We start from the raw sequence: 21597 nt of genomic DNA, 5'->3' as shown, positions 1-21597 counted from the left end.
AGCGACTTCGTGTCGCACATCGGGTAAGAGGATGGCATTACTGCCAGCCCCTCCCCTAAGAACCGTACGTGAGAGTTTTCCCTCATACGGCTCAAGCCTTTCATAAAGCTCCCATCAGGGAACCCGGCTCAACAAAACAAGAATCGTTTTTGTGCAATACGGCATGGCATTCGGGATGCACCATTTCCAGCCATGGCGACTTCCCGCTTCGGAACACCTTATGAACCTTGAAACTCGTTTCCGAGGTAATAGGCTCATTGCATACTGGGCAACAGCGGTGTTGATTTCTCCATACTTTCAGGAGTTTTTCGCGTCCGTTAGTGCTGTTCAACATTTTCTCACCATCGCGCTCTTCATAATAACCGTTCCATCGCTCATCGAAGGGATTTGCGTTAGAGACGATTTTCTTAAAGCGGATGATTTTGGTGTCCGTTGCATATTCAAGAGCAAAGTAGGATTGCTCACCGTTCTTCTTGGTGCGTTCCTCTGCGGCAAAAGTCCAGTTTCGGGTTCCGATGCGATGCCAGTATTTCGCTGCTATCCACCGTCTGCCTTTGTTCTTATGCCTGCGCTTTGCCCACTGCCAAAGACAATTGTAAATCTGATAGTCGATTTTGCTGAATGTTTCAGCGGATACAACAAATCGCTGGTTATTGACCCATCCACGGATAACCGGGTTGAGCTGGCGAATCAGGAAATCCTGCTTTGCCGATTTGTTGCTCTTGACGATTTCACGCACCTTTTTCAGCAGAGAGCCGACCGACTGCTTCGAGGGCTTGATTAGAAGTTTTCCGTTATACTTACGGATGTTCTTGCCCAAGAAGTCAAATCCATCATCAATGTGAGTGATGACCGTCTTTTCTTCAGATAACTGCAACCCACGTTCCGTCATGAAATCTCTGATAATAGGGAGCACTTCTTCACGCAGAAATTCCGGGCTTTCTCCGGTTACGATAAAGTCGTCAGCATAGCGCACGAAGTTCATCTTATTAAAATGAGTTTTACCATTGACCTTTTTGCGGGTCGGCAGTCGTTCCTTTAAGAGCCGTTCCAGTCCATCCAGCGTCATATTCATCAGAGTAGGCGAGATGGCTCCACCTTGCGGTGTGCCTTCCTCAGTGGGGAAAAGTTGCTTTGTATCAACGTATCCACACTTTAACCACTTCTGTAAAACCTGCGTATCCATCGGGATATTCTCCATGAGCCATTCATGGCTGATGTGGTCGAAGCATCCCTTGATGTCACCTTCAAGAATCCACTGAGGAGACTTGCCCTTGTTCAGGTCGGTGAAACACTGCTCGATTGCATCGTGTGTGCTTCTTCCGATTCGGAATCCGTAGGAGTTGAGGTCACCGTAGGTTTCAGCAAGCGGTTCCAATGCAAACTTGTGTAGGGTCTGCATGGCACGGTCTGTCATTGTCGGAATGCTCAGAGGCCGCAGTTTGCCGTTTTTCTTCGGAATATAAACACGTTTCAGGGGCTGAGGACGGTATCCTCTCCGTTTCAGTTTACTGATTGCCTTGAATTTTGCCTCAGGAGTTAGCCACAATTCATGGTCAACTCCAGCCGTATTTTTACCATGATTGCTTGTTACCCGCTTCACTGCCAAGGCTTTGGCGTAAAACGAGTGAGTTAACAGCCATTGCAGCGTTTTTACCTTGCTGTAATGATCTTCTTGTTGAGCCTTTACGATACGCATTTGCAGCTTTTTAACATAAGCACGAGCCTTGTTCCAGTCGATGCTGTCCCAATTTCCCGCTCTGCAAGTCGGTGCACACGATTTCTCGTTCATTTGCAATTCCTCCTTTTTGAAAAGTTCTGTAAATTCTCTCGTAAAGAAAGACCATAGATGGAAGTCTGCCTGCTTTCGCACGAGGTGATGTTGCAACCTCTATCCGTTCCCATTACAGGGTCGGCATTCGCTTTTTCCATCTTTCTTCTACCCGCATTTCATAAAGTCCCCTTACGGTTTCCGTCCGATTGCTCGGAGAAATACGGGCTTACCACGTTCCACTTATTCAACAGTATGGGTTAGGCTTCGCCTCTCCGCCGACAGCTTTGTGTCCATGTATCCCCACTGTACAGGGGGATAGCCAGCTGCGTTACCATTTTGGTTCAGGCTTGTCAGCAACTTTAGCCTGTTCAGCTTTAACGACGTTTATCAGCGATTCACATTACATTAACCATACCATACAAGTCAGGCTCCCCGACCGCATCGTTGCTTGCAGTCTATTGCTTTCGCCTTGCGGTTTCTGCTTGAACCCTTTCGGGTGGGGCTACCCTTGTCCTGTCACGCTTCCTCACAGCCGTTACCAGCTGCTTTGTTGACAGTAGACTACTGCTAATGGAATAACAGGTCTGGTCATTGCCAGACAGTTGAATTAAGCGACTTCGTGTCGCACGTACAAATATGCATCGAATGTCCCCTCGGTAACATACTGATAGACCTGAACCTCTTTGTTCTGGTTGCCCTGACGGATGATACGACCGTTTCTCTGGGTCATATCGGACGGACGCCAGCCCACATCCAGATGGTGAACCGTCACCAGTTTGTCCTGCACGTTGGTTCCTGCACCCATTTTCTGCGTACTGCCAAGCAGCACACGCACCTGTCCGGTACGAACTTTGGCAAAGAGTTCTTTTTTTTTTGCTTCGGTATCCGCATCGTGAATAAAGGCGACTTCCTCGGCAGGTACACCATTTGCGATCAGCTTGGTCTTGATGTCGTCATAGACATTGAATGTTCCGTCATTTTTCGGAGTGGAAAGGTCACAGAACACCAGCTGTGTCAACCTGTCAGCCTGCCCGTCCTGCCAGATACGGAGGATATTTCCCACACAGGCATTGAGCTTGCTCTTCGGGTCATCCGGCAACAGTGGGTTCATCAGGCGCTGATCCAGACCCAACTTTCGCCCATCGCTGGTAATCTTGAGCATATTGTCCACAGACGGGTCAATGATACCGGCATGAACATCCGCAGCTCTCTCGGAAAGGGAAGCAACCATATCCTTTTGATACTCAGAGGGTTGCACCACAACAGTCTCAAACTTTGCTTCCGGAACCGGAAGATGCAGCTGGTCAGAGGTCTTGATGTCGGCTACTTCCTTGAACATATTCATCAGTTCAGGAAGATTGAAGAACTTAGCGAATCGGGTTCTGGCACGGTAGCCAGTTCCTTCAGGAGCCAGCTCAATGGCTGTCGTTGTCTCGCCAAAGGTGGATGCCCAGGAATCGAAGTGGGTCAGGTTTTTCTTTTGGAGCGTACCGTACTGGAGATAGCGCATAACCGTGTAAAGCTCGGTCATGGAGTTGCTGACCGGAGTGCCTGTCGCAAAGATAACGCCACGACCGCCGGTGATCTCGTCCATATAACGGCATTTCATAAACATATCCGAAGATTTCTGTGCTTCAGAGGTGGAGAGACCTGCCACATTCCTCATTTTTGTATAAAGGAACAGGTTTTTGAACGCATGGCTCTCGTCCACGAACAGCCGGTCAACGCCCAACTGTTCAAATGTGATGACATCATCCTTTCTGTCGGCGGCAAGGAGCTTATCCAATCTGGCTTCCAGAGATTTTCTGGTTTTCTCCATCTGCTTGATGGTAAAATTCTCACCACGCTGATATTTCAGTTCTGCGATTGCGCCCTCGATTTCATCAATCTGTTCCTGTAATTGCCGTTCCTGCCGCTCGGCAGACAGCGGAATCTTCTCAAACTGGCTGTGACCGATGATAACTGCATCATAGTCGCCGGTTGCAATGCGGGCGCAGAACTTCTTTCGGTTTGCGGTTTCAAAATCTTTCTTCGTGGCAACAAGGAGCTTGGCACTCGGATAGAGGTGGAGGAACTCATTTGCCCACTGCAAGGTCAGGTGGTTCGGAACCACAAACATGGACTTCTGGCTCAGGCCAAGTCGTTTGCTCTCCATAGCGGATGCTGCCATTTCAAAAGTTTTGCCCGCACCAACTTCGTGGGCGAGCAGAGTATTTCCACCGTAAAGCACATGAGCGATAGCATTTCTCTGATGTTCCCGGAGGGTAATATCCGGGTTCATACCGCCGAAACGGATATGACTACCATCATACTCACGGGGTCTGGTGGAATTGAAAAGTTCATTGTATTTCGTAACCAACGCTTCCCGGCGGCGAGGGTCTTTCCATACCCAATCCTGAAACGCATCCTTGATTGCCTGCTGTTTCTGCTGTGCCAGAGTGGTTTCCTTTTTATTCAGAACACGCTTCTGCTTGCCATCTGCATCTTCAATGGTGTCATAGATACGAATGTCTTTCAGGTTCAGCGTTTCTTCCAGAATCCGATAGGCATTGGCACGGTCTGTACCGTAGGTCACATACGCCGCTACATCATTGTAGCTGGGAGAACTTTTTCCATTGATACGCCACTCTGCGGTCATTTCGGAGAATTTCACCTCAATCGAACGGCGCAGGTAATATGGGGTCTCAAAGGTTTCCTCCATGAACTGCTGAATATAGCCGGGATCAATCCAGGTAGCACCCAGACGGACATCAATCTCAGACGCATCCAAATCCTTCGGCTGTGCCTTTTGCAGTGCTTCCACATTGATATTGAAAGCGGAATCACGGTTCGCTGCCATCTGTGCGATACGCAGCTTGCTTCTCACATCACCGGAGAGGTATTCATCCGCAGTCTGCCAACCGACTTCCACATCATCAGGAGCCATCGGGTCTTTGAAGATAACCCCACGCAGCCCGGTTTGAATGGCTTCATAGTCCTCAGGAGTTCCCAGGAGCTGTGCCATGAAAGGAAGATCAACTTTACCACGCTCACCGATAGAGATTGCCAAAGCTTCAGAAGGAGTGTCCACGCTGGTCACTCTGCGTTCCGGCTTGATGGTTCTCTTGGTGAACATATCCGCCTTGCTTTTTAAGTTGCCGTCCTCATCCACATTTTCCAGAGAACACAGGAGGTAATAAGAGGAATCATCGGAGAAAGCCTGCCCGTTTGCACGGTTGTTGATGAGACCGTTCTTTGCGGTAAAGGCATCATAAGCAGCATTTAATTCTGCCTGCTTGCCCTGAATCATTTCGTCCGGATAATCTTCCAGCTGATACTCAATCAGTTCGTTGACAATACGACGAAGCTCCACCATGCCAACCACACGCTCTTTTGCCTTTTCATTCAGCTCCACATGGCGCATGATGGAGTTTTCACGAAAGTACACTTCACCGTCCACCACGGTATAGGAATAGTTCTTTACATCTGGAGTGGCTGGAATGGTTTCGGCTTCCTTGCCCTTGCTATTTTCAACTGGCAGCTCTGCCGCCTGATAGGTTCCCTGAATGCGGGAAACCGCTTCTTTCAGAAGGTCGGACAGTTCCGCACCCGGAATCGGACGGACGGTAATATCATCCTTGCCGTAAGGGGTGCTTTCCAGAACCGTGTCACCCAGAACCATTTCCGGGTGGTCTACAAAGTAGCTGTTCATGGTGTGTCCTTCTTCAGTGCGGTTCAGATGCACCCAATCAGGAACGATGTCGATTGGATGGTCACGCTTTTGCAGGAAGATAATGTCGGACACGACTTCCGTGCCAGCGTTCTTCTTAAAAGCATCATTTGGCAGACGAATTGCACCAAGCAGTTCCGCCCTCTGTGCCAGATACCGCCTTGCATCCGAATTCTTGGAATCCATGGTATAACGGCTTGTCACAAAAGCGACCACGCCGCCGGGACGAACCTGATCCAGAGCTTTGGCAAAGAAATAATTGTGGATAGAGAATCCCAGCTTGTCATAGGGCTTATCCGATACCTTGTAGTTACCAAAAGGCACATTGCCCACAGCCAGATCGTAGAAGTCTCTGCGGTCTGTCGTTTCAAAGCCGGCGACTTTGATTTCTGCGTTGGGATAGAGCTTCTGAGCAATTCTGCCTGTGATGGAATCAAGCTCCACACCGTACAGGCGGCTGCTCTGCATCTCAGGGGGCAGCATACCAAAAAAGTTGCCGATACCCATGGCAGGCTCCAGAATGTTGCCGGTCTCAAAGCCCATCTGTCCGACCGCATCGTAGATGGAACGAATCACCGTGGGACTGGTGTAGTGAGCGTTCAGCGTGGACGCTCTCGCCGCAGCATATTCGTACTCGGAAAGCAGATTTTTCAGAATGGTGTATTCCTGCGCCCAATTTCCCTTATCAGGGTCAAAGGCATCTGCCAGACCGCCCCAGCCGACATAATTCGATAAAATCTCCTGTTCTTCGGGAGTAGCGTTTCGGTTCTCGTTCTCCAGCTGGAACAGGGTCTTGATGGCTTCGATATTCCTTGCGAACTTCTGCTTCGGCCCGCCTTCACCGATATGGTCATCCGTGATGTGGAAGTTCACCGCAGGAACAGGAGGGACTTCTCTGGTTGCGAGGGACTGCTCAATCTGAGCGATAATGTCCATGACTTCGGCATTCTGCCATCCGTCTACCTTGGTGTAGTCCTGAACAATCGTGTCCTGACCGTCTCTGCAATGAATGAGGTCAAGACTGCCCGGTAACGGTCTCCCGGTATTCATCGCACCCAGAGCTTTTCTATGTGTGTCAGGTAGTTCGTGGTAGGCTCTCAGAGCATCTTCAAAGGAACTGTATTCCTTAATGTCCAGCGCACCACGCTTCTGGATGTCCTCTGCCACATAGAAGTGGTCAATGAAATGTTCCGGCTGCTGAACGGTTTCGGGGCTGATTTCGTTCTGGATTTCCTCTGTAACCGGCTTTTCTTCGGCTTCGTCACCAGTCCTCACCGCATGGTTTCTCTCGTCCTGAGAAAGCATTTCCTCGAATCTGGAACGGTTCTCTGCACGAAAGATTGGATAAAGCAGAGAGGGGTCTCTCAGCTGCACTTCCCGGTCAGTGATCTGCTCCACAAGAAAAGCGGTATCGTCCAGATAGACCGTATCGCCAACCTGATAATTCCACGCCGGTGTTTCTTCAATCGGCTCTGCGATATTTTCTGCGGATTCTTCGGGCTGTAATGCTTCCATAGCCGCCACAGTCTGACGGACTTCCTCAAGGTAGTCATTAGCAAGCCACTCATCGTCGAAGTATTCCGTAACACCCTCATGGTCTACATAGTAGGTTCCGGTCTGTTCGTCCCAGATGGCATACTCGCCATCCTCGGTATCGACCACAGCAAAACGCTCGTAGACATCTTCCAGAGGATTTGTTTTGGCATCTTCGATTGCCTGCCGCTCGGCTTCTTCCTCAGGGGTAAGAAAGCGACCTTTTTTCATCAAGGTGTCAATTCTCTGTGCTACCTGTGTCCAGGACATCTGCACTTTATCGCAGCCGCTTTTGGTGTAGCGAACGCCCTTGGCATCGTGATCCTGACCACTGTGAGTTGCACCGGAACAGGCATGGGAATGACCTCCGGTTCCGTATTCGTGCTTGAGGAACTCGGCTTTATCCTTAACCGAATGATTTTCCTGCCAGTATTCATAGATACGGCGCTTTCCACCGGCAAAGCCGCTGCCACGGGTCAGGTCAGCATTGACCTCGTCATCCGTAATAAACTGACGGACAAGGGGCATCTGCATCATATCGCTCTGATATTCCCTGACAGGGGCATCCAGTTCATTCAACCGCTTTTCAATGCCATCCAGCTTATGATAATGGAAGCGAAGCAGAGAACGGTCAGCATCATGGGCAATCATAAACCCACGATACTCCTCTTTCATTGCCGCTAAAAACTCAGGCTGTTTGAGCTGTTCTGCCAGCCATGCGGTTTCTTCCGGAAAACCATTACTGCGGATTTCCGACAAAGAGGGGAAGAATCCCATTTCCTTTGCTTCATCAGAGAGGTCATGGTAGAGATACCAAAGAGACTGAGCGACCTTTTCCCGCTCAAAGCCAGGAGCTTCCACTAATTCCACATTGGTAGCGTACCGCCCGCTGTCCAACAGCTCTCCAATCCGCTTTGTAGCATCCTCCCAGGGGATGATCTGCGCCCTGGGGCTATCAATGGCAGAGGAACCTTTGGCAAGGTGAATCCCATCCCCGGCGTACCATGCGGAAATATTTCCGCTGTCCTCTTTCAGACCAAAACCGCCGTGGTAGACCTGTTTCAAGGTCTGGGCGATTTCTTCCACCGGCTTCTGCTTCATATAGTCAAGCACTACGATTTTTCTTGCATCATCGGTATTGCTGCCAAGCAGAAGGAAGTGGTCAATTTCTTCCTGAGAAAAAGAAAAAGCAGAGGGCTTGCGGCTCTCTGCTTCGTCGATAAAACGGATTTGTTGTTCTTCTGTGAGGAAAAGGTTCAGGGTCAGCTGTTGATAAGCTCCGTCATCACGACTTCCTCCGCTTGTGCTTTCAGGCTTTCCATGTGTTGCACCCACGCCATCTGCTGCGTCTCTTTGTCCGGTGCGGGGCTGTTCTTCAGGTACTGGTTCATCAGGAGTTCCACTCTGGCTTTCGCCGTTTCCTCGATCTCCCACAGGTGGGGGAACAGGGTCTCCGTCAGAATCATGTCGTTCAGGAGCATCGGATTGTTCTGCTCCAGGAATGTCCTTCTCATCCTGCCGTACTTGCCCAGCGGTCTTGCTTCCTCGTTCTCCAGCCTGATATTCGGGATTCTGTAATCCCCGGCCTGTCTGTAAGTCATTTCGTTCATAATCTGCGCTCCTTTCAGCAGTTCTGTTCTGCTCGTATTCACCAATCGCTTTTTCGATTTCCTGAAACATCCGTGAGCTGATTGCATTGACTGCGGTGCCGAGGGCATTTACCGTCTGGCGGGTGTTAAAGTCAAAAACATTCAGGAAATCCTCATGCTCGAAGTAGTTGTCAGGGTTTTCGACCAGTCGGCAGTACATCGCATAGGATACGCTGTTTGCAACCGCCCTCTTGAAAGCCACTTCGATGTTAAGTTCATCATACTCCTCAAGGAAGCTGTTCGCAACGATGTCGAGGATCGGCTTTTTATAGTCGTCCCAATACTCAGCAGAAAGAGACAGCGCAATCTCCTCAAGCTGTGCTTCCAACAATCCGTCTGCGGTGATTCCGAATGTACGCTCCATGGCACCCATCACATACACCCGGTTTTCCTCTGTAACCTCCCACGGTTTCAATTCGGGAGAGGAACGGCGAACACCGGTATCAGCCACATCGAACACATAACGCAGATAGGGCTTTTCCCTGTTGGTCACAAACAATGCAATGCCGGTGGAACCCCGTCTGACATACCTGCGATAGTTTTCGTCATTCCACTCGTCATACGGCTTGCAGAAAGTGGCGTTGGGGCGCTGGGCGTAGATCATCACCTGTTCCGGGTAGGTGAACTCATAATTCCGGGACACCGTTACCAGAAAGGAAGTCCAGTTATCCTTATTCGATGTGATCTTCCCGAGGGTCTCTTTCGCAAGCCCGGAATAAAATCGCTCTTTAGCGTTCATCTTTTCCCTCCAATCCTTAAAAATCCGGATAAAGGTTCAGCTCATCAAAAGACTCATCATCCAGTTTGGATAACTTATTGAGAACAGAATCAGCCAGGGCGCAAAGCTCGGCTTCCTCCTGTGAAAGCTGCTCCTTCATCTGCAAGAGAGCTTCACACAGCCCCGACCTTGTGCCGGGGCTGTAAAGCATCATCAAATTCAGTTCATCTCGTGTGAAATCCATCATTCCATATCCCTTTCCGGGTGGCTTCTGGGCGGTTTATGGGGTGTATCGAAAACCGACATTTCTTTCAGCTGTTCCAACACGGAAGGCCGCTCTTCCGTAGCGGGAGCTTTCCCGTTGTTGATGATGCCATCCAGCATCCCATAGTCGTCCTCCATAGCCATCTCTGCGTTTTTCAGATAGTTTTCGGGTTTCATAAAGTTCTGAAGCTCCACGAAACCGAAGGCATCAACGTAATAACAGGATACTTCACCGGCGACCTTGAGCGCCACGATGTCGCTGACCGACATACTGTGCCCTCTGAAATCCTCCGGGTGGTCTATATTGAACCTGGTATAAAGAGCTTCCAGCTGCTCGGCAGCACCGGCGGACTGCTCAATCGGGCCATTGTAAACCACCTCATAATGGTCAATGGTCGGCTGATTTTCCAGCTTCTGAATGTGCCAATACGGCATGAAACGAAACTCATCGGTCTCGTCAATGTGTTTTAGCTGAAGGACTGCGTAAGAGTCCGTGGAGCTTTCCAGAAATGCCACCATTCTGTCATCGGGGGTGGTATTTCCATGAACATCATCCCATTTTTCAATTTTCATAGACAGCCTCCTTATCGTTCCGGTTCCTTATGCTTATGCGAGGGAGTGGCAGGCGCAGCCTTTTCTGCCGCCTGTGCCAGCTTTTCCATGACCGACTCACGCTTTGGCGGGCTGAGCTTATCCAGCTGACTTCTCAGCACCTTGGCAACCTCTACGGCAGTTTCCTCACGAGACTCCGCAATGGCCGTATCCAGAAACTCACGGTACGGAGCGGTATTACCGGAGGCAAGGTCTTCCTTAATTTTCTGAATATGTGCCTGCATATCATCGATCTGATCCATATATTCATAGGGATCGAAGTTCTCAGCAAAACGGTCGAGCTTGAACGCAAGCTCTGCAATAGGGTCGTTCACCACAACCGCCTGCCTGCCAACCTCAAAAGCCTGTTCCATCACATCCTCATAGACCATGGCACGAAGCTCCCTATGTTCCAGACCAAAGGATTCCAGAATTTCTTTTCTGGCTTCGATCATGGACAAATCCGGGTTATCCAGCTGACCGCCATCTATCTCGTTGTAGTTCTCATCCAACAGAGTATAATCGTATCCGTCCTCACAGGTCTGCACCGCCAGGATTCTGTCCCGACCGACTTTCCATGCAGCTTCGTCACCCATAATCTCAGGCTCCGCCATATAGGTTGCACCGTTACGCTCCATGATTTCTGCGAACTGGCAGATGTGGAACACATTGTAGCCGACCTGGGTGTGGTACTCGTCGATGAATTTGCAGGGCTTCACGACGGTTTCATCGGAATAGTGAATCTGAACACAGCCGCCGTCAGGAATACGAAACAAATCCTTATAGCGGCTGTCGATAAATCGGATGTCCTTGCCGTCCGGGTTATATTCATTTCTCATTTGCGTTTTCCTCCGTTATCAAATTCCATGTTAAACTTGATCTTCCCGTCCTCGAATACCTCCATATAGACCGTAGCATCAAAGGTATTTCCGGTCTTGGCTGATTTGCAGCCTTTCAGTTTGATTTTCCCAGAGCCGAGCAGCTTCTGTGCCGTGGCACTGGTCATGCTCTTGCCGATACTCTCGAAGTAGCGGTTGTTTTTCCAGAGGGCAAACTTGCAGCTTCGGTTAGAACAGAAAAATGCCTTCACCTTTTCCTCTACAGAACTGCCGCAGACAGGGCATTTTCCCACGGCATTGCTTTCTTTTGACATCAGAACCTCAGAGTCCCGAATGACCTCATAATTCTGAATCAGACCGGCAATCACATCTTTGATCTCATCCATAAAATCCTCGCTGGCGTATTCGCCTTTCTCAATGAGCAACAGCTTTTCCTCCCAATCCGCTGTCATAGATGGGGACTGAATCTGTTCGGGCATGACTGTTACCAGAGCCGTACCCTTGTGGGTCGGAATCAGATGCTTGGTTTTCTTATCGCCTTGCCGTTCCAGAAAACCAATGCGAACCAGCTTTTCAATGATACCGGCACGGGTTGCGGGCGTTCCCAGACCTTTGCGTTCCACCTCATTGGGCATTTCATCCGCACCGGCAGTTTCCATGCTCTGCAGGAGCGTATCTTCGGTGTAGTGCTTCGGAGGAGAAGTTTTACCTTCCTTAATTTCCGTGCTGATGACAGCTATTTCATCGCCAACGGAAACGGAAGGAAGCACCTGTTCATTTTCGTCGTTTTTTGTCGAATTGCTTTTCTTGACATAGGCTTTCCAACCCTCATGCAGAACGGTTTTACCCTTTGCAGAGAATGCTGTGCCGCCGCAGTCCAGCTCAATGACTGTCTCTGTGTATCGGTGCGGATCTCCCACAGCCACAAAAAGACGGGTGGAAATCAGCTGCAAAATTGCAAGCTCGCCCTTGGGAAGCTCGTTCAGATTGCATTTCTGCAATTCTCTGGTAGGGATAATGGCATGGTGGTCTGCGACCTTTTTGTTATCCACAACCTGCTCCGCATGGACAGGTACGTTATCCACACCCGGAGAGGGGAATGTGTGGAAAGCCATAGTTACGAGGTCTGGCAGATTGTGTGCCATATCGTCTGTCAGGTATCTGCTGTCAGTACGAGGATAAGTGACCAGCTTCTTTTCATAGAGATTCTGTGTATAATCCAAAGTCTGCTGTGCCGTATAGCCCAGCACACGGTTGGCATCTCTCTGTAAACTGGTCAGATCATAAAGTGCAGGCGGCTTTTCACTTTTCTCTTTGCGCTCTGACTTTGTGACAGCAGCAATAGAACAATCTTTGCTGACAGCTTCGGCATCCGACTTCTTTTTGAAGCGTTCGCTTGCTGCCGTAAACCCATCCAGTCCAATATGAACCGTATAGAAGGGTTCCGGTTTGAAAGCGGCAATGGCTGCTTCACGCATGACTGCCATCGCAAGGGTGGGAGTCATGACTCGACCAACATTCAGAGTTTGCCCATATAGGGTAGAAAAAAGCCGAGTAGCGTTAATGCCAACAATCCAGTCGGCTCGCTCTCGACACAGGGCTGCTTCATACAAAGCATCATATTCAGTTCCAGACCTGAGATTTTCAAATCCCTCCCGGATAGCGGAATCTTCCATGGAAGAAATCCAAAGTCGCTCAAATGGCTTTCTGCACCCGGCTTTGTGGTACACCAGACGGAATATCAGCTCACCCTCACGACCAGCATCTGTAGCGCACACAAGGCTGGCAACATCATCTCTGGCCATGAGCTTTTTCAGGATACCGAACTGCTTCTTTGTTCCGGTAGAAACCTCATACCGCCAGTCAGCCGGGAAGATCGGCAGGTCAGCATACGTCCATTTGCTGTATTTTGCATCGTAGGCTTCGGGCTGTGCCAACTCTACCAGATGACCGACACACCAGCTGACAACATAGCCGTTTCCTTCGAGGTAGCCATCTTCACGTTTGTTTGCACCCAGCACCTTGGCAATGCTCTGTGCGACTGAGGGTTTCTCAGCCAATACTAATTTCATTTGCATCTGCTCCTTTCCAAAAAAATAAGCAGCCACACACCATAGTGCATGACTGCTATGTATTGAACATTTATTTTTGTTCTTTTGGTAAATAACTCTTGTCAATTGAAAGATTAACGCAAGTTGCCGCCGCAATATAGATTACTAAAATAATAACCTCTAACACTAAGATATTATACGGGCGAGGATAGAATCTTGTCGCAACGCTTATGATAAATCTAATCGGGAAATAAAGTCCCAACCAAGCAGAAATCTTGTAAAACTTTTTGCGGAAGTTCTTTGTTTTTTCTGTTGCACTGGATGCTTTCTTTTGATATGCGTATTCAAAACCGCCAATAGCTGCAACAAATGGGATAAAACTCAAAAAGCCAAAGAACACATTTTGCAAAATAACCGTTGTCATAAACTGCATCAAAAGCACCATGACTTCGAGTGTTACCAGATAGATCATAATTTGCCCAAGATTATCATTTTGTACTTCTTTTACCTTTGGCAGGTCATTGTCACTCTGGTAATCATCATTCAATAAATAATCTGTTGTAACACCAAACAGCTTGCTGAGTTGAAGGATATTATTTGCATCGGGCATCGCAGTTCCTGACTCCCAACGAGATATAGCTTGTCTTGAAACATCCAACTTTTCAGCTAAATCTTCTTGTGACATTCCATTGGATTTTCTCAATCCGATAATCTTATCTGAAAGTTTCATATGAAATCCTCCTTTGCTTTGATGATTTCATTGTACTTAAAATCACTGTTTTTAACCACCACATCGGCTTTACATATCCGCAACAAGAGTTTACATCGCTGTTTTTCTTTGTTTTGAACTACAGCTTGATGATATTAAGATGATTATATCATATATCGCATCCTTTGTTGTAACAGATTTATGACTTTGCTATGTAAAGGCAATCCGAAGATTGCCCCAGGCATCATGCCTGTCCTTGGTTATACGGGTTCGTTGTCCTCATCGTCAGCGATGAAGTCCACATCATCCTCGTCCTCGTATTCCTCGCTGTAGCCGTAGTCCTCATCATCGTCTACATAGTCCGCATCCGGGTCAGGCTTCGCAGCTTCTTTTTCCTTTTTCTTTTCCTGCATCTTCTTGAATACGAAAAAGCCACCGCCGCCGATCAGAGCTACCATTACCAGAACAGCAGGCATCATGTTGGTCTTAGGCTTCTCAGGTTCAGGCTCGACCACATCAGGCTCAGGCTCGGTTACATCGGGAGTAGGTTCGGTTACATCCGGTTCCTCAGTCTGGTCGATATACTGTGCAGCTTCTTCCTCGTCCATGAGCTTGAGCAGGTCAGCTTCATCCACCTGATTCAAGAAGTGGACAGTTTCATTGCCCTCATCGTCACGGTCGATGATGATATAAAAGTAGTTGCCGTTCTTCGTGACCGCAGTGATGAACTGCTTGCCATCTTTATCAGGAGAACCGATGTCATCAACCAGAGTTAGATTGCCGTCAGGAGTAAGGGCAGGCTCGCTTGCATCAGTGTCCATGTTCTGCATGAACATACTCATAAACATCATGAGGAGCGCCATATCCATTTCGCTGTTCTGTTCAGCTTTCTCAATCAGTTCCAGATAGTCGCTGTGAACGTATCCATGCTTTTCGGGAACAGTGATCTGATACCAGTCGCCCTCGACACCGACCACCACAACTTCCTCGCCGGGACGAAGCTGGTCGATGATTTCATAATTCATGCCTGCGCCGGTACGCACATTCAGACGGGAACCGTTCGTTACCACCTTGCCGGTTCCCATGCTGTCATCTTCAGTTTCCTCGGCATCGTAAGTCCATTCCTCTCCGTTGAAAGAAAAAACCACCGTGCCATCCTCATTGACAGTCACGGTGTACGGAACTTCATCTTCGGAAGTCTGCTCCTCGGTCTCCTCAGTTTCCTCAGGAACAGTCTCAACGGTTTCGGCATCGGGAACGGCGGCACTCTCATCAGAGTAGGCAAAAGCCGTAGTCGAGATAGTACCCACACACATCACAAGTGCCAGCAATGCGGCACAGAGTCTCTTAAATTTCATTCTGCATTTCCTCCTCATTCATGGAATTGATAGTTTTAGGCTTCGGAACCATGTCCGCAGCAAACATACGGAGCAGTTCGGAAAGCTGATCGGGGTTCAGGTTCGCAGCGTGAACCAACTCGTGGATCTCAGAGTTTTCTTCTTCACGGTATCTGCGTTCCAGGTCTTTTACTTTGGCATCCCATTCAGCTCGCTTTCGGCGGGCTTTCTCAAGGTCAGCGCCAATTCTTTCTAACTTTGCACCCAATAGAAAATCCTCCTTAGTTTCTGATTCTGCCGAAGCAGTAAAAATGCGACTGCCAGTAACTCGTTTCGATAGAAGCATAGGAAATCGGGTTTCCGCAATGGATCATCATTCCGTTGCCTACATAGATACCAACATGGGATGCACCGGAGGTATCATAAGTGCCTTGGAAGAAAATCAGGTCTCCCGGCTTTGCGGAGCTACGAGGAATAATGTCGCAGACGCCCATCAAACCGTTTGCAGTCAGTCTGCCGACGCTCCAACCGTTTCCACAGTGATTGATAACCCAAGAAACAAATCCAGAGCAGTCAAAGGAAGTGGAAGGGCTACTGCCACCCCAAACATAGGGGTATCCCAGATATTTTTCTGCTTCACGAATCATATTGGCAAATCGTGTGTCCGTCAGAGCTTCGCCCGGAATGTCATAGTCGGTGTACTCACCGGTCACGGCATAAATGTCATCACCGAAAATGTCGGGTCTGTTGCCGTTGGTCTGGAGCAATACTGCGTAACGCTCCATTTCATCCTCAGACATACCGGAACTGCCGATAACACGGTTCAGACCTTTGTTTTCCAGTTTCACATTCAGGATATAATACTCATACTCGACCTCGTATTCGACTTCGACTTCATATTCGTATTCTTCCTCAACGTACTCACCAAGGTCAGAATCCCAGACCAGTCTTGTGCCGGTTTCTGTTTCCGTGCGGGTCTCGGTTCGTGTTCTGATTTCTACTTCTTCTGTCAGGGTCAGTTCATATTGCTGCTCGAACAGCCACTCTAAAGTGCTTTGAACTTCCTCACGGGTGTAGTCCTCAAACTTCACTGTCAGATATGCCGCAAGCTCATACGGATTGTGGTTGATTTCATCAAGGTCATAACGGTACTCATCATAACCGCTATGGGTACGCTCGATGTTGTTGATCTTACTTCGTAAGGCTGCTTCCAGAGCCTTGTAGTCGTCGTCTGTTCCGATGATGTCCTCATCTTCAGCAGTATAGGAAGTACCCAGAAGCACCTGTGTTCCACCCTGGAACATGGCAGTACAGGACGAGAACATACTGGCAATAATCATAAAAAGCAGTCCTCCTGCCAGAACAAAGAGGATAGCTTTGGAATGCGTTGTAGCAAACTCCGTTGCTTTCTCTGTGATTGTCTTGGCTCCCTGGGCTGCTTTTCCTGTACCCTTGGCAGCTGTTGTCTTTGCCGTACTGTTACCGGCTTTGGCAGCTGCGTATTCTTTCTTGATTGCCTGTTTCTGCCGCCAGCGGGAAAACGGGTTGGAACCGGCATCCGGATTGTCCTTTTTGAACTTCTCATAAAGGGCATCCACATTGGCTTTATCTGACTTCTGCACCAGCTTGCCAGCCTTGGCATGGGCTTTCATCTTGTGACTGTAAACGGCGTGATCGACGGTGTAGGCAGTGGATTCCACTGCCTTTGTCGTTTCCTGAACTGACTGAACACCCACATTATCATCTTCATATTCGGATACTGCCCGATGTGCCTTGGAGGTGAGCGCCGCAGCTGTGCCACGGGTCGCCAGCTGTTTTGCCGTTGATGGACGCTCCACAGCCACGCTGTTGTCCGCCTTTCCAAAACGGAGCTTTGCTTTCCGGGAACCAGCGGCATCCGTTTCCTGACGCAGCTTGGTTGCCTTCTTTTTGGAAGCCAGCTTATCTACCGCTTTTTCTGCTTTGTCAGCCGCCTTATCCGCACGGTCAGAAGCTTTCTTCACTTGAAAATCCGCAAGGTCATCTTCGGTGAAACGGAGTCGTGTCGGTTTCTTCGCCATGCCTTACGCCTCCTTTGTTGCCACCACCTCATTCAGCTTCGTGGTCATAATGCGGTAGAGTTCCGTATCGGTCGGGAACCGGTCAATGAACGGCAGGATCACATTGCCATAAAACAGAAGCCCTTCACCCTCGCCGGAATTGGTCACATAGGACAGCTGATGGGGAGAAATGTTCAGGCGCTTCGCCAGAATCCCTCTGTCCTCACTTGCCTGATTCAGCATATAGATGAAGTCAGAGTTTTCAAGGATGTTGGCAATCTCCGGGGAGCGAAGCAGGTCTTTGACATTCTGGGTGATACCGGTGGGCAAGCCGCCCCATTTACGGAATCTTTTCCAGATTTCTACGGAGTAGGTGGCTGTCTGCTCCTCCTTCAAAAGCAGATGGAACTCGTCAATGTAGTATCTGGTAGACTTACCGGCACTTCGGTTTGCTGTCACACGCCCCCAAACCTGATCCTGAACAATCAGCATACCGATTTTCTTCAGCTGATTGCCAAGCTCCTTGATGTCATAGCAGACCAGGCGGTTATTGATGTCCACATTGGTTCGGTTGTTGAACAGCTTCAAAGAACCCTTTACATAGATTTCCAGTGCAGTCGCTACATGATGGGCTTCTTTTTCGTCTTGTTTGAGAAGTGCGTTATACAAATCCTCAAGGACGGGCATATTTTCAGGAACCGGATTGTCAAAATACCTCTGATAAATCTGATGCACGCAACGGTCAATAACCGTCTTTTCAATGGGCTGCAAGCCGTCCTTACTTCCCATAATCAACTCGCAGAGGGAGAGGATAAAGTCCGCTTTCAGGGCAACAGGGTTATCGTCCTCAGAGTAGTTGATGTTGATGTCCATGGGATTGATATAGTTGGTACTGGAAGAACTGATCTTGATTACCTGACCTTCAAACTTGTGAACCAGCGCCGCATATTCTGCTTCCGGGTCGCAGATGATAATGTCATCATCCGTCACGAGGAACGCATTGGTAATCTCACGCTTTGCGGAGAAGGATTTGCCGGAACCAGGCGTACCAAGGATAAGCCCGTTGGGATTTTTCAGCTTCTTTCTGTCCACCATAATCAGATTGTTGGACAAGGCATTCAGACCGTAATACAGGCTTTCGGCACCATTCTGGAACAGTTCCTGTGTGGTGAACGGCACAAAAATAGCCGTGGAACTGGTAGTCAGACCACGACGAATCTCAATCAGATTCTGTGCCAGCGGCAGACTGCTCATCAACCCCTGTTCCTGCTGGAAATCCAGTCGGCGCAGATTGCAGTTGTGCTTCTGGGCGATACTCTGTGCCTGGAACACATTGTTTTCCAGCTCCTGTTCGGTGCGCCCGGTGTTCATCACAAGGAATGTCAGCATGAACATCCGCTCGTTCTGGCTCTGCAATTCTTTCAGAAGTGCTTTCGCATCTTTACCGTAGGTGGCAAGATCAGAGGGAATGATGTCCATATCGTAGCCGGAACGGACAGCCTTTTTCTGTTCCTCGATTTTGGAACGGTCAAGCTCCGTAATGGTACGCTTGATGGTCTTGATTGCCGCCGTCTGATCAACCGACTGGATGTGCATGGTCACGATCTGGCTGGACTCCATATCCAGAAAATCAGCCAGCATTCGGTCGGAAAGGTCAGAAGCGATAATTTGCAGATAGGACATCGAACCGTAGATGCTGCCCATCTGGAAGGTACGGCTGTTCTTAAAGGCAAACGCTGTCGGTGCAATAAAATCCTTTACGGACAGTCCGGATTCCACAAGATACTTCCAGTCAAAGAAGAACTTATCATTGTCACCCATGTGGAACATGGAGTGCATCAGACGAAGCCGTTCCTTGCCATTCATCGTGGATGCCATCACACCCAAACGGCGGAAGTTGTTGAGCAGGTCATTTTCGATATGGTTCAGTCTCGGCTTTGCCTGACGCATGGACTCTGCTTCAATGCCGAAGGTCAGGTACTTAGTCTTTGTCAGACCGTTATTGCCCTGTGACAGCTGCTTTTTCAGAATCTGGCTGTACTCGGCACGGGAAGAATTGAAGTTGTCCTTTCGGAACGGGATACGGATGCTCTTTTCAAAGCTCTCCGCATCGGTACTCATGTTCATAAAGGAAAGCTCAAAATGGATGGAGCTATCGAAAAAGTTCAGGAAACTGCACCACTCGTCAAAAATGGCGGTCTTATCCTCCTGCTGTGCCAGCTGATAGTTGATGTCCTGAAACTGAATGGTCTTGGTGTAGTAACTGTCTGTGACCCGGCAGATGCCGTCTGGGAACATTCTCTGAAAGGGAATGGACTGCTGGGCGGTCTGGGGAATTCCATTGTCTTTCTTTGCCCGTTCTACAACAGCCTTAATTTCTCTCTGCTGCTTTCGATTCAGATTTGCAGGCATTTTTATTTCCCTTGCCTGCGGTTTCTTCTTGAAAAACAATTTGCTCAACCTCCTTTTCAAGTTGATACTGACGCACCAGAGCGTCGTAATAGTTGTTCGTCTGATAAGGGCGAACCTTGGGACGAATAAATTTTGCCTGAATAAAATGCCCTGCAATGACTTCCAGCGGCTGACCGTCCTTTTCGTACATAGCCAGAAAGAACAGGGGGAGCATGACAATCATCATGGTCAGTGCCGCAAGGCTTACATTTCCTGTTCCTTTGACCAGAAAGAAAATCGGCACCCCAATGAGTGCCGCAGAGCCAAAACAAATCAGCTGCCGTTTTGTCATATTGAAGAACACCTTTGTCTTTACCCTCGTCAGGTCACGGGGGACGGGGATATATGCTGCCACAAAAAACCTCCTTCCTTAGTGGGCAGAGAACACGCCCTTTGCAAGAGAACCGGTCTTGAACAGGGTGAAGCACAGAAGAACCGTGTATCCCATGACACTCCAGATAGAAGCGATAATGTCCTCGCTGAAAGCGACCGACTGCACCAGCACCGCATAGATGCCGACGCAGATCATAATCAGGAACCCCTGGAACCCGATTGCAAAGAGTGACCTCAGATAATTCTGACCAACGCTGCTCTGTTCTCTGTTCCCAAAGGTAGCAAAAGGAATCGGGGCAAGGCTGACCATGAGATAAATCTCAATCATTCGTCCATAGACAATGACGAAGATCACGATTGCCAATGCCGACATTGTGACCTGAACAATAAAGGATTGCAGGAACAGCCCAAGCAGCGGACCGAGATCCATTGCCATCAGCGTATCTTCCATCGTTTCAAGCGCCGCAGCATCTATGGCGGTATCTCCCGCAATAATACCGGCACTGGCATTTACAACGTGTTGTGCCACATCGAAAACAGCCATTGTGATATTGAATGTGTTTGTGATTAACATGACCGCAACGAAGGTCTTGAACACCCACTTAAAAAAAATCCATGTCTCAAAATTCGCCAGATTGTTGTGGTCGATAATCATTTGAATTAGCTCGTAACAGGCGATAAATGTCAGTATCAAGCCTGCTATCGGGATAATCACTGACTCGGAGATGTTGCGTACCATGGCAAAGACACCCGGCGAGAAATTCGCCGGGGTCATGCCAACGGAGGTTGCTATCTCGCCAACCTGGTTGTTGACGGACTCAAACATCCCCGACAGATTTCCCATGATGGCTGAAACGAGCATTTCTTTCAGCCAGTCTGTTATCTGTTGGAGTATGCTGTCCAAAGGCGATTACCTCCTTTTTTACGGATTAACCAAAGAGACCGGAAAGCAGGGGTACAAGGGTGGTTCCGATGAGAGCGACACCGCCGCCAGCCATGAGCTGCTTCATACCCTGAGACTTTGCGCCGGGGTTGTCGTTGCCGTAGCCTTCAAGCAGGTTGATGGCTCCCCAGATACCGAGACCTGCGCCAAGGGCGATAACGAGAGTCTGAAGAACAGTTACTGCGCTGTTGAAAAATGCCATATACTTTTCCTCCTGATATTTGAATTGGATTTTGAAATGAAAAAAGCCCTCCGCAATACCGGAAAACCGGTCGGGGGGCAGAAATAAAGGGACTATTCAACTGCAATCATATTTATCACCACCACCTTTCAGGGAAAATCGGGTCAATCTTCTTTGTCGGTGCGATTCACCAAGCCATCCCTTGCTTTCGCAATCTTCTGGATACGGCTTGTCAGCTGAGCAATCGTTGCATTGATTTCATGCTGATTGTCCGCATAGAAGTAGCCATCATAATCGCTGCAAATGGGTTCACCTTTGCTTCGCAGCGAATTGACAATTCTTCTGATTTCTGACCCTTTTACATGAAAAACGGCTTCAAGCGTTTTACTTGAAACCGGATTGTTGGAACCTCTGTAATACTTGGACAGGTATTCACAGAACGCTTCCTCAATATTGAATTGGGGAGTTTTATCCAT

At 48.9% G+C, this 21597-nt stretch carries 15 protein-coding genes and 1 pseudogene; all 16 read right to left on the bottom strand.

What is annotated here, in order from left to right; translation table 11 throughout:
• Positions 1-100: 100 nt before the first annotated feature.
• Complete coding sequence (gene ltrA, locus ACXPUX_RS13660; RefSeq protein ID WP_458828743.1) at positions 101-1792, bottom strand: group II intron reverse transcriptase/maturase; 1692 nt, start codon at positions 1790-1792, stop codon at positions 101-103.
• 610 nt (positions 1793-2402) lie between these two features.
• Positions 2403-8117, bottom strand: a pseudogene (locus tag ACXPUX_RS13655) (SNF2-related protein); the annotation flags it as partial.
• 161 nt (positions 8118-8278) lie between these two features.
• Positions 8279-8617 carry a TnpV protein gene (locus ACXPUX_RS13650; protein WP_458831253.1) on the bottom strand — a complete coding sequence of 113 codons (339 nt, stop codon included), beginning with the start codon at positions 8615-8617 and terminating at the stop codon, positions 8279-8281.
• 803 nt (positions 8618-9420) lie between these two features.
• On the bottom strand, positions 9421-9630 hold the full coding sequence (locus ACXPUX_RS13645) for a transposon-transfer assisting family protein (RefSeq protein ID WP_458828742.1): 210 nt from the start codon (positions 9628-9630) through the stop codon (positions 9421-9423).
• Positions 9627-10220, bottom strand: a complete 594-nt coding sequence (locus ACXPUX_RS13640; protein WP_458828741.1) for a YodL domain-containing protein — start codon at positions 10218-10220, stop codon at positions 9627-9629. Before ACXPUX_RS13640 ends, ACXPUX_RS13645 begins: the two co-directional genes overlap by 4 nt.
• A gap of 11 nt (positions 10221-10231) precedes the next feature.
• Entirely contained in the window at positions 10232-11077 is an 846-nt protein-coding gene (locus tag ACXPUX_RS13635) for an LPD16 domain-containing protein (protein ID WP_458828740.1), read from the bottom strand.
• The gene (locus ACXPUX_RS13630) at positions 11074-13149 is read right to left on the bottom strand and encodes a type IA DNA topoisomerase (protein ID WP_458828739.1); all 2076 of its coding nucleotides are present in this window, start codon (positions 13147-13149) and stop codon (positions 11074-11076) included. Before ACXPUX_RS13630 ends, ACXPUX_RS13635 begins: the two co-directional genes overlap by 4 nt.
• Before the next feature lie 70 nt (positions 13150-13219).
• A complete protein-coding gene (locus ACXPUX_RS13625) occupies positions 13220-13858 on the bottom strand; it encodes a helix-turn-helix domain-containing protein (protein WP_458828738.1) in 639 nt (212 codons plus the stop codon).
• 239 nt (positions 13859-14097) lie between these two features.
• The gene (locus ACXPUX_RS13620; RefSeq protein ID WP_458828737.1) at positions 14098-15195 is read right to left on the bottom strand and encodes a CD1107 family mobile element protein; all 1098 of its coding nucleotides are present in this window, start codon (positions 15193-15195) and stop codon (positions 14098-14100) included.
• Positions 15185-15442, bottom strand: a complete 258-nt coding sequence (locus ACXPUX_RS13615; protein ID WP_458828736.1) for a DUF4315 family protein — start codon at positions 15440-15442, stop codon at positions 15185-15187. Before ACXPUX_RS13615 ends, ACXPUX_RS13620 begins: the two co-directional genes overlap by 11 nt.
• A gap of 13 nt (positions 15443-15455) precedes the next feature.
• Positions 15456-17234, bottom strand: a complete 1779-nt coding sequence (locus tag ACXPUX_RS13610) for a C40 family peptidase (protein WP_458828735.1) — start codon at positions 17232-17234, stop codon at positions 15456-15458.
• A 3-nt stretch (positions 17235-17237) separates the two neighbouring features.
• Positions 17238-19625, bottom strand: coding sequence for a VirB4-like conjugal transfer ATPase, CD1110 family (locus ACXPUX_RS13605; RefSeq protein WP_458828734.1), 2388 nt, complete (start codon positions 19623-19625; stop codon positions 17238-17240).
• Positions 19585-19956, bottom strand: coding sequence for a PrgI family protein (locus ACXPUX_RS13600; protein WP_458831251.1), 372 nt, complete (start codon positions 19954-19956; stop codon positions 19585-19587). The genes ACXPUX_RS13605 and ACXPUX_RS13600 overlap by 41 nt, the downstream gene beginning before the upstream one ends.
• Positions 19957-20034: 78 nt before the next feature.
• The gene (locus ACXPUX_RS13595) at positions 20035-20901 is read right to left on the bottom strand and encodes a VirB6/TrbL-like conjugal transfer protein, CD1112 family (RefSeq protein ID WP_458828733.1); all 867 of its coding nucleotides are present in this window, start codon (positions 20899-20901) and stop codon (positions 20035-20037) included.
• 25 nt (positions 20902-20926) lie between these two features.
• The gene (locus ACXPUX_RS13590; protein WP_002576404.1) at positions 20927-21142 is read right to left on the bottom strand and encodes a Maff2 family mobile element protein; all 216 of its coding nucleotides are present in this window, start codon (positions 21140-21142) and stop codon (positions 20927-20929) included.
• A gap of 143 nt (positions 21143-21285) precedes the next feature.
• Positions 21286-21597, bottom strand: a complete 312-nt coding sequence (locus ACXPUX_RS13585; RefSeq protein ID WP_441036785.1) for a hypothetical protein — start codon at positions 21595-21597, stop codon at positions 21286-21288.

This window comes from Faecalibacterium sp. PGM34, assembly GCF_054456555.1.
The sequence above is the reverse complement of the archived record's forward strand: the minus strand, read 5'-3'. Positions and strand labels throughout refer to the sequence as shown.